Annotated in this window: 15 protein-coding genes; 4 read left to right on the top strand and 11 right to left on the bottom strand. The window is 50.1% G+C overall.

Annotation, left to right across the window (positions count from 1 at the left end; translation table 11 throughout):
- Positions 1 to 81: 81 nt before the first annotated feature.
- The 3 genes from yaiA to OGY01_RS12175 form a co-directional block, all read right to left on the bottom strand.
- Positions 82 to 273, bottom strand: coding sequence for a protein YaiA (gene yaiA, locus OGY01_RS12185; RefSeq protein ID WP_045440432.1), 192 nt, complete (start codon positions 271 to 273; stop codon positions 82 to 84).
- Positions 274 to 299: 26 nt separating this feature from the next.
- A complete protein-coding gene (gene aroL, locus OGY01_RS12180) occupies positions 300 to 845 on the bottom strand; it encodes a shikimate kinase AroL (protein ID WP_045440429.1) in 546 nt (181 codons plus the stop codon).
- 185 nt (positions 846 to 1,030) lie between these two features.
- A complete protein-coding gene (locus OGY01_RS12175; RefSeq protein WP_045440426.1) occupies positions 1,031 to 1,486 on the bottom strand; it encodes a YaiI/YqxD family protein in 456 nt (151 codons plus the stop codon).
- A gap of 148 nt (positions 1,487 to 1,634) precedes the next feature.
- On the opposite strand from OGY01_RS12175, the gene proC reads away from it, so the two are divergent.
- Entirely contained in the window at positions 1,635 to 2,444 is an 810-nt protein-coding gene (gene proC / locus OGY01_RS12170) for a pyrroline-5-carboxylate reductase (RefSeq protein WP_048221961.1), read from the top strand.
- A gap of 15 nt (positions 2,445 to 2,459) precedes the next feature.
- On the opposite strand, the gene adrA is transcribed toward proC, so the two are convergent.
- From adrA to OGY01_RS12145, 5 genes are all read right to left on the bottom strand, one after another.
- Positions 2,460 to 3,575 carry a diguanylate cyclase AdrA gene (adrA, locus tag OGY01_RS12165; protein WP_286493383.1) on the bottom strand — a complete coding sequence of 372 codons (1,116 nt, stop codon included), beginning with the start codon at positions 3,573 to 3,575 and terminating at the stop codon, positions 2,460 to 2,462.
- A gap of 91 nt (positions 3,576 to 3,666) precedes the next feature.
- Positions 3,667 to 3,987, bottom strand: coding sequence for a phosphate starvation-inducible protein PsiF (psiF, locus tag OGY01_RS12160; protein WP_045440421.1), 321 nt, complete (start codon positions 3,985 to 3,987; stop codon positions 3,667 to 3,669).
- A gap of 130 nt (positions 3,988 to 4,117) precedes the next feature.
- On the bottom strand, positions 4,118 to 5,533 hold the full coding sequence (gene phoA, locus OGY01_RS12155; protein ID WP_286493165.1) for an alkaline phosphatase: 1,416 nt from the start codon (positions 5,531 to 5,533) through the stop codon (positions 4,118 to 4,120).
- A 106-nt stretch (positions 5,534 to 5,639) separates the two neighbouring features.
- A complete protein-coding gene (locus OGY01_RS12150; protein ID WP_045440415.1) occupies positions 5,640 to 5,882 on the bottom strand; it encodes a sigma-S stabilization anti-adapter protein IraP in 243 nt (80 codons plus the stop codon).
- Positions 5,883 to 6,092: 210 nt separating this feature from the next.
- Entirely contained in the window at positions 6,093 to 7,289 is a 1,197-nt protein-coding gene (locus tag OGY01_RS12145) for a multidrug efflux MFS transporter (protein ID WP_286493163.1), read from the bottom strand.
- A 300-nt stretch (positions 7,290 to 7,589) separates the two neighbouring features.
- On the opposite strand from OGY01_RS12145, the gene ddlA reads away from it, so the two are divergent.
- Complete coding sequence (gene ddlA / locus OGY01_RS12140; protein WP_286493162.1) at positions 7,590 to 8,684, top strand: D-alanine--D-alanine ligase; 1,095 nt, start codon at positions 7,590 to 7,592, stop codon at positions 8,682 to 8,684.
- 154 nt (positions 8,685 to 8,838) lie between these two features.
- On the opposite strand, the gene OGY01_RS12135 is transcribed toward ddlA, so the two are convergent.
- Positions 8,839 to 9,057 (bottom strand): DUF2754 family protein, encoded by a 219-nt coding sequence (locus tag OGY01_RS12135; protein WP_045440413.1) that lies wholly within the window; start codon positions 9,055 to 9,057, stop codon positions 8,839 to 8,841.
- 261 nt (positions 9,058 to 9,318) lie between these two features.
- On the opposite strand from OGY01_RS12135, the gene OGY01_RS12130 reads away from it, so the two are divergent.
- A complete protein-coding gene (locus tag OGY01_RS12130; RefSeq protein ID WP_045440411.1) occupies positions 9,319 to 9,642 on the top strand; it encodes a DUF2755 family protein in 324 nt (107 codons plus the stop codon).
- Here OGY01_RS12130 and OGY01_RS12125 read toward each other — a convergent pair.
- Positions 9,627 to 10,730: a DUF1615 domain-containing protein gene (locus tag OGY01_RS12125; RefSeq protein WP_286493161.1), complete on the bottom strand. Its 1,104-nt coding sequence runs from the start codon at positions 10,728 to 10,730 to the stop codon at positions 9,627 to 9,629. The genes OGY01_RS12130 and OGY01_RS12125 overlap by 16 nt on opposite strands.
- Positions 10,731 to 10,743: 13 nt before the next feature.
- On the bottom strand, positions 10,744 to 11,964 hold the full coding sequence (gene sbmA, locus OGY01_RS12120) for a peptide antibiotic transporter SbmA (RefSeq protein ID WP_045440405.1): 1,221 nt from the start codon (positions 11,962 to 11,964) through the stop codon (positions 10,744 to 10,746).
- A 375-nt stretch (positions 11,965 to 12,339) separates the two neighbouring features.
- Between sbmA and ampH the strand changes: the two genes are divergently transcribed.
- Positions 12,340 to 13,497: a D-alanyl-D-alanine-carboxypeptidase/endopeptidase AmpH gene (gene ampH, locus OGY01_RS12115; RefSeq protein WP_045440403.1), complete on the top strand. Its 1,158-nt coding sequence runs from the start codon at positions 12,340 to 12,342 to the stop codon at positions 13,495 to 13,497.
- The last annotated feature ends 130 nt before the right edge of the window (positions 13,498 to 13,627 follow it).

The raw sequence follows: 13,627 nt of genomic DNA, 5'->3' as shown, positions 1-13,627 counted from the left end.
GCTGTGTATGACGACGTGCGAAAAATGTGATACCGATACGAGCAGAGGGTACTCTGATTTCTTTACCAGCAACGCCTGGCGTCAGGTTTTATCGGGATCCTCATAGCGCTTTTTGGCGTCCATGGCCTCTTGCGCGGAAGGATGTTCACTGATCAATGAATCGGGTTTAGGATGATCGGCGCGAAGTTGATACCAGGTTACCGTCTGGCCAGGAGTCCCTTTCTCAACTGTCACAATGGTAGCTTTACGCGGGTAAGGTGGTTTTGTCGGCATATCTCTTCCTTTTGAGTGGATGAGCTTTAAGTATAGACACCACCCTGTAACCGTGACGCCGGCTGCGACAGTAGCCCCAGAATATCGGCAACAACCTGAGAAGGTTTATTTGTTGCATCAACAATGTAGTGCGCCGCTTCCCGATACAGGACATCGCGCTGCTCCAGCACTTCCTGCACTTCTTCAGTTAATGGTTTACCGGTTAAGGTCGGGCGTAACCCTTCTTCCGGCGCGGCCTCCAGGCGGTTAACCAGTACTGATACGGGTGCGCTTAAATAAATGACTACACCACTATTGCGCATGTAGTGCCGGTTGTATTCGGTGAGAATGATACCGCCGCCGGTCGCAACAACGGTTAAAGGTGCGGTAACGGCTTCCAGAGCAGCCGTCTCCTGGGCGCGAAACCCCTCCCATCCCTCTCTTTCGACAATTTCCGCCACGGTCATTTGTACATGAGATTGCAACCAGCGATCGGTATCAACAAATTGGAAATCGATAGCCTTGGCGAGCGCCATTCCGGTTGTCGTCTTACCACACCCCCGGGGGCCAACAAGAAAAAGAGGTTGCGTCATCACAGAAATTCCCCAGAGAACCGCAAGCGAGCGGGATCTGATGCTGTTAAAGTTATAATCATACCATCAAACTAGTACATCACCAAAGTGTAAACAATACATTCCACTTGGGGCAATTAAATTAATTAAGCCCTACTATAACAAGAATTCACCATGATGAAAGTGTAAAAAATAAATTACAGCTACTATTTTCTGCGCTGAACTTCCAACCACCATTTATCAAGTTCAGCTGCAAAATGCTGGCGATCGCGTGGTGAAAGACTATCAGGCCCGCCGGTCTGGATCCCACTGGCACGCAGGGTATCCATAAAATCACGCATCGTCAGGCGTTCACGGATTGTCGCTTCGGTATAACGTTCTCCGCGTGGGTTTAGTGCAGCCGCACCTTTTTCAATAACCTCAGAAGCCAACGGGATATCCGCCGTGATCACTAAATCGCCCACATTACACTGGCGCACAATCTCATTATCTGCGACGTCAAACCCGGCAGGAACACGTAAAGTACGGATTAAACGCGAAGGCGGGACGCGCAAACTCTGATTTGCCACCAGAATCAGCGGCATCTGCATACGTTCAGAAGCACGGTATAATATTTCTTTAATCACATTAGGACACGCATCCGCATCCACCCATATTGTCATATCACCTCCCGACTCATGTGCAATCGCGTATTGTCTCGTGCTTTTACTTTCCAGCAAAGTGCTGTTTCTCCTTCTGAACACATTCATTCCGCGCTAAGCTTACCTTTCCCAGGTAAAACAACGAATATCACGTATAGGGAGTGACACAATGGACAAGAAAATTGGGTTTATCGGCTGCGGTAACATGGGCAAAGCGATTCTTGGCGGCCTGATCGCCAGCGGCCAGGTTCTCCCCGGACAAATCTGGGTCTATACCCCTTCCCCCGAAAAAGTCGCCGCCCTGCACGACCAGTACGGCATTAATGCAGCACAATCTGCGCAGGAAGTCGCGCAAATTGCCGACATTGTTTTTGGGGCCGTGAAACCAGGCATCATGATTAAAGTGCTGAGTGAAATTACCTCCAGCCTGAGCAAAGATTCACTGGTCGTATCTATTGCGGCTGGCGTCACCCTCGATCAGCTCGCCCGTGCATTGGGTCATGACCGCAAAATTATTCGCGCAATGCCAAACACTCCGTCACTGGTTAATGCCGGTATGACATCTGTGACACCAAACGCGTTGGTTACACCAGAAGATACCGCTGACGTGTTGAATATTTTCCGCTGCTTTGGTGAAGCGGAAGTCATCGCAGAATCAATGATTCACCCAGTCGTTGGGGTCAGCGGTTCAGCACCGGCATATGTTTTTATGTTTATCGAAGCAATGGCGGATGCAGCTGTTCAGGGTGGCATGCCGCGCACACAGGCGTATAAATTCGCGGCACAGGCGGTGATGGGATCGGCCAAAATGGTCCTCGAAACGGGTAAACATCCTGGTGAGCTGAAGGATATGGTGTGTTCGCCTGGTGGAACCACCATTGAAGCTGTCCGTGTCCTGGAAGAACGCGGCTTCCGTTCTTCGGTGATTGAAGCGATGGTTAAGTGTATGGAACAATCGGAGAAACTCAGCAAATCCTGAGTGGATAACCGGACGTCAGGCCGCCGCTTCAGTGCGGTTACGTCCGGAATTCTTTGCTTTGTATAACGCCATATCCGCCGATTTTAACCATTCTCGATAATGTTCAGTCTCTGCGGTCAGGGGCGCCACACCCACGCTAATCCGCAGGGCAACCTGCGGAGCGCATGATAAGCGTAACTGGCTGAGCCGTTCGTGGACCCGCGACATTGCTGCAATAGCGTTGGCTGCCGGCGTTCCGCACATAATCACAGCAAACTCATCACCGCCAAAACGCCCTATGACATCACTGCCGCGTAATGTCATCTGCAATTGACGAGTCAGAGCGACGATAGCCTCATCCCCGACGTCATGTCCCCAGGTATCGTTGATGCTCTTGAAGTGGTCGATATCAATAATCAGTAACGTGGCATCACGCTGATAGCGACGACAATTATCAAATTCATTGCGCAGTAAAAATTCCCAATGGCGTCGGTTATACACCCCGGTCATACCATCCCGCGTACTCATCACCTGCAACCGACGTTTATGCTCCGCCAGCTTTATTACCGTTTGATAGCTGACCCAAGCAAACAGCAACGGATAAATAACCAGCACCGGCAAAGATAGCAATACGCTCAATTGTGTACTGCTAAAAGCAACGGAGATAGCCGTTAACTGCAACGTGACAAGGCATGAAACCACCAACAACACGGCACCCGCGATGAATAATCGCACACCACCTGCGCCCATCAGGTTGATGCAGATAATCATCAGCAGTGCCGTGGATGGCAGCAGGTTAACCCCCATAATCCCCGTCCACATACCCGCCAGGATCGCATCCGCTTTTAAATTAGTGAATTCACCATGTTGAGGATCTTCTGCTTTGCTCGCCAACTGCCACGCCAGGTGTGGCCAGACAAAGGCCCATCCCACCAACAACAGCCACCAGCCGCCGGTAATCGGCTGTGAAACTAATACAGAAGCAATGGGGAAAAACATTCCCCCCAGCCCTACCGCACGCGGCAGCCTGATCCGTCGGGCAAATCGCAGTCCGGAGCGCTGATGGTCATTTCGATGAAGTGATAATAACGCTTCATTCTGTACGACCTTTTTTTGATAGAAATTTTCATCATTCATCGTATTTGGGAATATTCTGAAACAAATTTCCCAAATTATAGGAAGGGGTCTGGCGGTGAAAGTATGATATTTCGGGTGAGCGATTTTCTCTGCTCACCCGTATGTATTACGCAGCTTTTTTCAGACAGGCACTCATAAACTTATTACGATCATCGCCTTTCAGAGACTGCTCTGTCGCCTGGACATTGCACTCACGCATTTTCTGCTGCTGTGGCGTCAGGCTCTTTTCCTCTGGAGCAGATTTACTGTTTTTCAGGCAATCACTCATGTACGTCTTACGGGCATCCCCTTTTAAGGTTTGCGCCGTCGCTTGCTGGTTGCAGGTGGTCATACGCTGTTGTTGCGGGGTTAATGTCTTCTCGGCAGCACCGACGGTAGTTAAGAAAATCAAACCAAATAGCAACGTAACCAGTAATGTTATTTTCATAGCACCATCCTTTTATAAGCATGCAACTCTAAACGCCGCCCTATTCTGAACGACAGCATGTAGGTATAAGTCTGGCTGCTAAACACAAAAAAACCACCCGACAGCAAAAGTATTGCCGCCGGATGTCTGCTTATTTAAGCCCTAATACGGCTTTCATGGTGTAGAACAGATCGGTTTGGTCGGTCAGACCGACAACATTCGCAGCATGTGGTCCATAGGCCGCAATACGCAACTGGCTGCCGGTATGCTCCTGGGATTCTTCCTCGGAGTTGCCGTAGCTTATAACCATTACCGCGCCATCTTTGGTGTTCAGCGCCTGGGTTAAACCCGGAGCCTTCGTATCCGGCGCAACAATCTGGCTGGAATGGGCGTGATCGGCGGTAACTACAACCAGGGTGTTGCCATCTTTCTTCGCAAATGCAAGCGCACGCTGCACCGCCTCATCCAGATCGACCGTTTCTCCAATCTGCCCACATGGGTTAGCGGCGTGATCCTGCTTATCGATTGACGCCCCTTCAACTTGCAGGAAGAAGCCTTTCTCATTTTTGCTCAACAGCTCAATCGCTTTATCCGTCATCTGTGCCAGCGTGGGCACGGTATCGTTACGCTTTGGGTTCGGCGCACAAGTCACGACGGGTTGATCAATGTTGCCGTGATATGACGCTTTCGGACCTTCCCAGCGTACCGGCATGTTGCCCTCGGAGAACAGACCCAGCAACGGTTTATCCTGATTGGCTTCAGTGATTGCTGCAAGCGTTGCGGCATCGCTCACCAACTGATATCCACGCGCCTGTGCCTGTTCACGCAGCGTTTTCCCCTGCCAGTCACCTGCTGCCGCGGTCTCTGCAAAGGTTTTTGCCCCACCGCCAAGCGTAACATCGGCGCGGGCGTTCAATAATTGTTCCGTGATCGACCCTTTACCACCTTTTTCCAGCGCATTGGTCGGGCATTTTTCAGCGGTTACACTCGGACCGTAGCATTTACGTGAGGTCACATGCGCCACCAGGGCAGCCGGAGTCGCATCCTGCAACTCAGCAGTAGAAACGTTGCCTGTCGCCAGACCTGCGGCTTTCGCCATTTCCAGAATCGTGGTGTGATTTTTTTCGTGAATATCAACACCCAACGCACCATTGTAGGTTTTAACGCCGGTCGTCCACGCCGTTGCTGACGCCGCAGAATCCGTTACATAATCAGGTTTACCCGTTTTTTTATCCAACGCGTAATGTGTGTATTGCCCGGTCAGAGGTAATGCATCAATACCTTTAAAAAATCCACCTGCGCCTTCGGCATAATTGCGAGCTGCTGTAATTTCTGAATCCCCCATGCCATCACCGATCAATAAAATAATATTCCGGGCAGGTTTATCAATCAGTGAATCACGCAGAGCCGCCGTTTGATCAGAGGTTAATCGGCGCGCCCCACCTGGCGTGGTGATATCCCCCTGAGCGGCACGATTATCCATAACCGGTACAGCAGATGATTCAGCATAAATAACCGGGGTAAACAGTAATGGTAACAGGGCAATAGCGAGTGCACTTTGTTTCACTTTATTTTCTCCATGTATAAATACAGTAAAATTAAAACAAAGTGACTATAAGTATTTGATGTGACACTTTTATGATGTCAGGGGGTAGTGAATTTCTGGAGATCGCTCAATACGTTTTTGGTAGGCTTTCACCCGGATTATGCAGAGTTGTCAAAAATGCCGGCATACGGCTTACGCCCGCCAGCGCCCCCTCAATTTGACGAATCAATATTTGCTGATCATTTTTCGCCATATTGCTTAGCATCTCCATGATAACCCACTCTAACGTTTCTACCTGGGCAGCCAGCTCCTGCGACTCTTCTTCTTTTTGGGCAAGCTTAAGTAGTAACTCAGTGACGAGATTTTTCATTTTCGTATTCCCTTTACAAAATATGGGTCACGTTAGCATTATGGCTCACGACTGCCTAGGGGATGAAAGTTGTATTTTTATAAATAATAAGACGTTTTGCGAAAACAATCACAACACAAAATAATGTGCAATGCCCCTTACTCCAGAACTATTCAATATTAAAGAGTAAGGGGATGAATAATCACACAGATATACAATACCTACGTGAGCTTAGTGCGCATGACGCCGGCGTCGTAACGCGATGGTCAGTTGCCAGATATTAATAAGTACAATACATGCGGTCGCGATAAAAACCCAGCGGAAACCCGCCATTGCCGATACCGTTGCGCCCATTAATGGCCCTGCGACGTTACCCAGATACATAAACGACTGATTATACCCAAAGATGCGACCGGTAATCTGATCGCTGGAATATTTGACCAGCAACGTCTGCACAGCAGGTAGCATCGCGCCATCGGCAAAACCAAGCAGGAAACGCAATATTCCCAACTGCAATGGCGTAGCAACCCAGGACATGGCGAAAAAGAGCACCACGGCGAAGATTAACGTCGCCATAAGAATTCGCTCCGTGCCAATTCGATCGCCCAGTTTTCCAAGTCGGGGCGCCGATATCAGCGCCGATACGCCAGGTACCGAAGCAATTAAGCCGCTGAGAAAAGCAATGTTTGTGCTGTCTGGCACCATAGATTTGATAAACAGTGCCAGAATGGGACCTATTGAGCCGTTACACAGCTGAATAACCATAGTGGTAAAAAACAGGCTAATCACCAACGCCGGATAAGGCAGTGAGGCGAAAACCGCCTTGCCGCTTAAACGTTCACTTTTTTTAATCGTCGGACGCACGCCCTCTTTAATTAAAAACAATGTGACCAGAAAACTTACTACCAGCAGCGCCGCAGTAATACAAAATACCGCCCGTAAGCCGATATGATCGGCAATAAACCCACCCATCAGCGGCCCGCCAATAACACCGCTAATTTGCGCCGTAGAGAGCGTACTCAGCGCCCAACCGCTGCGTTCACGCGGTACCTGTGACGCGACCAGCGCCATCGCATTGGGGATATATCCCGATGTTAACCCCATCACGCCACGGAGCAGGAAAAGCTGCCAGACGTTAGTCGCAAATGCCTGCAGTAAAATCGCGATGGCCATCCCTAACGAAGCGCGCAATAGCATTAATTTGCGCCCTTTGCGATCGGCTAAGCTACCCCACATCGGTGCAACAATGGCAGAAATAAGAAAAGTGACACTAAACGTTAAGCCGGACCACATCGACAGCGCTTCATGCGAGGTCACCCCAAGCTGGGAGATATAGAGCGGTAAAAAAGGCAGGATTTGACTGATCGCCAGTCCGGTAAAAAAGCACCCGAACCAAACGGAAATAAGGTTAACTCTCCAGGATTCCATAAGACTCATAACGATAAGCAGCTGAAAACTGCGAGCAGCTTAACAAATTACGTATCCAGACGGAGGTTCAGCGGTGCGATGTATCACAGTTTAGTATTTTATCTCCCCGCTCATCATAATTGTGATATCCATCACATCAAATCCACACTTTATACAGGTGATTATGCTTTAACCAGCGCACTCGTGTTTAAACAAATTTGTTCCCCTGTACTTCACGAAAACATTCTGCCAGAAGCCGAGGAATCCTGCGTTTTGTCGTGGTAATGTATGTGCTTTGCATTCATGGAATGGGTTTTTAAGATGGCAAAGTTGCGGGTAGGAATCGTATTTGGTGGTAAGTCAGCAGAACATGAAGTGTCATTGCAATCGGCTAAAAATATTGTCGATGCCATCGACAAGACTCGCTTTGATGTTGTGTTGTTAGGTATTGATAAACAAGGGCAATGGCACGTCAGCGATGCCGGTAATTATCTGCTTAATGCAGACGATCCGGCTCATATTGCGTTGCGTCCTTCACTAACCAGCCTCGCTCAGGTACCGGGTAAACAAGAGCATCAACTGATCGACGCGCAGAATGGTCAGCCGCTGCCAACGGTGGATGTTATTTTTCCAATCGTTCACGGTACGCTGGGAGAAGATGGTTCTCTGCAAGGCATGCTACGCGTAGCGAACTTACCGTTCGTCGGCTCCGATGTGCTTGGTTCCGCAGCCTGTATGGATAAAGACGTGACCAAACGTCTGCTGCGTGATGCCGGGTTAAACATCGCACCATTTATTACGCTCACCCGCGCAAACCGCCACACCATCAGCTTTGCCGAGGTTGAATCACGCCTGGGTCTCCCACTGTTCGTGAAACCTGCCAATCAGGGGTCATCCGTTGGCGTTAGCAAAGTCACCAGCGAAGCACAGTACAACCAGGCCGTCACGCTGGCATTTGAGTTCGATCATAAGGTGGTTGTGGAACAAGGGATCAAAGGCCGCGAGATCGAATGCGCGGTACTGGGGAACGATCACCCCCAGGCCAGCACCTGTGGCGAGATCGTTCTGAACAGTGATTTTTACGCTTACGACACCAAATACATTGACGACAACGGGGCAAAAGTTGTCGTTCCTGCAGCGATTGCGCCAGAAATTAACGATAAGATCCGCGAGATTGCGATTCAGGCATACCAGACGCTGGGCTGCGCCGGCATGGCCCGGGTGGATGTATTCCTGACTGATGAAAACGACGTGGTGATCAATGAGATCAACACGCTGCCAGGCTTTACCAATATCAGTATGTATCCAAAACTGTGGCAGGCGAGCGGTTTAGGCTATACCGATTTGATCACCCGTCTGATCGAACTGGCGCTGGAACGCCACGCTGCGGATAGTGCGTTGAAAACCAGTATGTAAAACTGACCATAATGCCTGATATACCCTAAATATTTCGGGTTACAGAAAGGCGGCCACGCCGTGAATCCCCAGGAGCTTACATCAGTAAGTGACTGGGGTGAGCCAGGAAAGCCAACACACCTGCAACTTGAAGTATGAGGGGTATAACAAAACGTTATTGGGTATCTTTCACATCATCAGCTTCCACACGACGGCGAATAATGAGTCCGGCGAGCCAAAAACTGATCACCCATGTGACCAGCCCTACCGCATAGGTTTGCCATCCCTTAGCTTCAAAACCCAGTAATCCCACCACACCATTCAGAATAAAGATAAGCCCAATGGCGAACGCATAGTAGTGCCAGTCACGGCGAATTTTAGCAGGCAGGTTCATAGCAGCTCCGGAGAAACACACATTAGGCGCATCCTCGCACATTTTCCCTGAGACGTCTGTGGCGTATGCGGAATTTCTTAAATGTCACAAAATTTCACTTAAGGTTAAAGATTTGTGACCATCTGCAAAAAACTTAAATCCAGGAATAATCCCTGGCTGAAATTACCATCATTCTGATATTGACAATGGCGATCACCTGTCAGACTCACTGTCAGTTGTTGGCATTACGTCGAAAGAAGCAGGTTATTTCCGGAGGTCTTTATGGCTGATTTTACGCTCTCTAAAACCCTTTTTAAGGGCAAGTATCGGGATACCTCCTCCCTGACCGGCAATATTGCGTATGCCGTATTTGTACTGTTCTGTTTCTGGGTGGGAGCACAGATTTTAAATCTGTTAGCTCACGCACCCGGAATTTACGAGCAACTGATGCAGCTACAAATGCAGGAAACCGGACGTCCACGAATCGAAATCGGTTTTGGCGTCGGTACGATTTTTGGCGTGATCCCCTTCCTGGCCGGAGGCTTGATCCTTGGCATCGTCGCTGGCTTTATGCGCTGGCGCCAACGCCATCATAAAGCAGACTGAGCCATACATTTCGCCCGGCGCTCGTCCACCCGTTTAGCAAACCACGCAGTGGTCAGGTTGCGGGTGATCTTCGGACTTTCCAGTTGAATACCCGGCAGCATTTCACGGGGTAACGCTTTGCCCACCTTCGCTTCAGCCAGCTTATAGACCTTCTCATAAAGCGCGGTCTCTTCAAAAGCAAGGCTGTCGCCCTTTTGCAGTTGACGCCGAATATCGCTCTCACTCATATTCAGCTTCCCAACCAGTTTACGTACTGCCAGCTCCGTTTTACCTGGATCTTTGCTGTCGTAGCGAATCAAGTCACCATCCAGTTCCAGCTTCACACCGCTGGCTTTACTGACAGCGTTCTGGAAAGCGGCATTCCGGCTGGCGTACCAGCCCGCATTAAAGTCAGCGAAACGGAAAACAGGTGCACTATAGTTCGCCGGATAGTTCAGCAAATGATAAGTTCCGAACCACAGCCCACCACGGCGACTGAACACTTCCTGACGCACTGTTCCTGCCATTTTCCATGGGTATCCCGTCGTGTGCTGTTCCGCAAACGCAATGCTGACCTGCATCGGACCGCCGGTATGAACCGGATTTAGTGAACCAAACAGCGTCTGTCCCATCGGCACCATATTGATAAAATCATCAAAGATGGCGCTAAGCTGCTTTTCCGTCTTCACTGAATCCAGGCGCTCACTGTAGCTTTTTCCTGTCGGGGAATTAATCTTCAGTGCGGTATGAACCAGAAACACCGGAATATGCATACGCTCAGCACGACGGTCGATCTCTTTCCAGGCAATTTTACTTAAGCCAGGAACGACCGGATCGGCCTGATAGTTGGACTCCTGCTGCGCCACTGCCAGCACCGAACAGACGTTCTCGACCGTCGGTGCCAGCTTCTGGCTTTCAAACGTCTTCGCCAGATCCTGCGCCCAGGCGTCTCTGTCCTTCACACTGGACGGCATTTTCTGACGCACGACGCTCGCCACATCGACGGCTTTCTCCCCTTTTTTTAACGGCAGCGAGGGTTGGCTGCTACACCCCACCAACACCAGTACAGCCAGACAAGACCAGGGGTAAAGACGGGAAACCGTCGACATAACATCTCCTTTGTTAACTAAGTGTATTGGTAACTACCTGAATTTCCTGGCCATCTAGCTCACGTTCAAAGCTGCGCAGACGCTTATAGATAGACATCAGTTCGACTAACGTCGTCCAGGAGTTAATCAGATACTGGAACGATCCTCGCACCTGTCCAAACACGTTGGTAATTTGCGTCATCAGACCGAGCGTAATCGTACCGGCAACAATCGATGGAAACAGCAGGAACAAGCCGAAAACGTTATCAACCTGCAGGTAAAGAATGCGGGCGATATTGAAGTACATATAGTGAAAATAGAGGCGGAAATAGTTCTGACGCACCGCGTGAAACAGTTCGCGAACGGTAGGTGGCGTCGCGCGGTTGGCATCGTCTTCACCGTACACCAGTTCTTTACGATAAGCCGCTTCCACACGTTGGTTTTTGAACTCCAGACCCGGAAGTTTTATCCCCACTACCGCCAGCATCCCGGTTCCCATCAGCGACCAGACAATCGCAGCAATCACCAGACCATAAGGCACATGTCCGACTATTGGCAAATCAGGGACATGCGCAGAAAGCGTAACCAGTACCGGCAAGAAGGCAATCAGCGTCATGATGGCGTTGATAAAACTGACGCCCATATCTTCCAGCGTCGAGGCAAAACGCATAGTGTCTTCCTGCACACGCTGCGCGGCACCTTCGATATGACGCAGATGCTGCCAGTGCGCCATATAATGTTCGTTCATTGCGGTACGCCAGCGGAAAACATAATGGCTGACGAAGAAATTGTTCATCACGCCAATGACGACGGCAATCAGCGCAATACCAAGAAAGATCCCCACTTCATGATAGAACTGCTCAATTTTCACCTTATGGGGAGCGCTGAGTGCAGTTTGAATCAAATCATAAAATGGCGCATACCAGGCGTTAACGGCGACCCCGACTTCAACCAGAAACCAGGTCACAAAGATAATCAACGACGTGCCGAGTATGGACCAGTACTGCCAGCGATGTGGACTGTAGATAAACCAGAACAGCGCGAACAGGCCGACGCACAAAATGTAGTAAGCATAAAAAATCAGATAATCCAGCGACCAGAATCGCGCTGCGCTAATCGGTACGTCCCCCGATGCGCCAGTAATGCGCGCCACCCAGGCTCCCCCACCTGCCTGCCAAAATACAACGGCAACCAGTGCCCAAATAAATGCCGAAATAAAGAACGGCCCCGGCTTTGGGAAAAAAGACTTAAACATAGTGCTCTCCTGCTAACTTCTTATCGTTATGACGACTGCTGTGCATTTGCCACAGACGGTGGCAAGACGGCTAACGCCCAAAAACACAAGCTGAAACCGACCATTGTGACCAGAATCAGCGAACTTAGTTCGCTACCCGGTTCTGAAGAATTGTTTCTGTGGTTTTCACCTAACACTGCGTTCCAGCATATTCAGATTATCACAGCGTAAGATCACAAAAGCGAACATCCACTATCAGGGAAAAGCTCACGTTTACTCATCGTTACGTTTTTCACACTATCATTGGCGTATTAGCGCTTTGCAATATGCCGTTCAGTAGTATAAATACGCATACGCACGTCACCTTTTACTTCCTCTAACTCATGGACACCACCGTTGAAACGTAGTCTGCTTTTTTCTGCCGCGCTGTGTGCGGCGTCATTGACATCTGTCCAGGCGGCACAGCCTATAACCGATCCGGTCTTCGCCTCCGACATCGTTGATCGCTACGCCGATCATATTTTCTACGGCAGTGGGGCTACGGGGATGGCACTCGTGGTGATTGATGGTAATCAGCGCGTATTTCGCAGCTTTGGTGAAACGCGCCCCGGCAATAATGTTCACCCGCAACTGGATTCCGTGATTCGAATCGCCTCGATTACCAAATTGATGACCAGTGAAATGCTGGTTAAATTACTCGATCAAGGCACGGTAAAACTCAACGATCCGTTGAGTAAATATGCACCTCCCGGCGCACGCGTCCCCACATATCAGGGAACGCCAATCACCCTGGTGAATCTGGCAACGCATACCAGCGCCCTGCCGCGCGAACAGCCTGGCGGTGCAGCAAAGCGTCCGGTATTTGTCTGGCCTACGCGCGAACAGCGCTGGAGCTACCTTTCTACCGCGACGCTGAAAGCCGCACCAGGATCGCAGGCTTCGTATTCAAACCTGGCATTCGACCTGCTGGCCGATGCGCTGGCAGCGGCGTCCGGTAAGCCTTATCCGCAACTCTTTGAAGAGAAAATCACCCGACCGCTCGGGATGAAAGACACCACTTTCACCCCCTCACCCGATCAGTGCAAACGTCTGATGGTCGCGGAAAAAGGGGCCAGCCCGTGTAACAATACGCTGGCGGCGATGGGCAGCGGCGGCGTCTATTCTACACCTGGTGATATGATGCGCTGGATGCAACAGTATCTCTCATCTGACTTCTATCATCGTAGCCAGCAGGCTGACCGGATGCAGACACTGATTTATCAGCGTACACAGCTGACCAAAGTGATCGGAATGGATGTACCAGGCAAAGCCGATGCGCTTGGTTTGGGTTGGGTGTATATGGCACCGAAAAATGGTCGTCCGGGGATTATTCAGAAAACCGGTGGCGGCGGTGGATTCATTACTTACATGGCGATGATCCCGCAGAAAAATGTCGGTGCTTTTGTCGTGGTCACCCGTTCTCCGCTGACCCGATTTACCAATATGAGTGACGGTATCAATAATCTGGTCACAGAATTAAGCGGTAATAAGCCGCTGGTCATTCCCGCGTCCTGATTGAGTGCTCAAAAGGCAAACGGTTGATGCGGACCCGTTTGCCTGATTCACCCAGCCGCATTCTCCGGTATGCCACAAGAAAGCAACTTTCATAAACTCCCTTCACTCTGGTTCGGGTATACTACGGCCT

This window comes from Citrobacter sp. Cm038 (assembly GCF_030333105.1).
Classification (GTDB): domain Bacteria; phylum Pseudomonadota; class Gammaproteobacteria; order Enterobacterales; family Enterobacteriaceae; genus Citrobacter; species Citrobacter murliniae.
The sequence above is the reverse complement of the archived record's forward strand: the minus strand, read 5'-3'. Positions and strand labels throughout refer to the sequence as shown.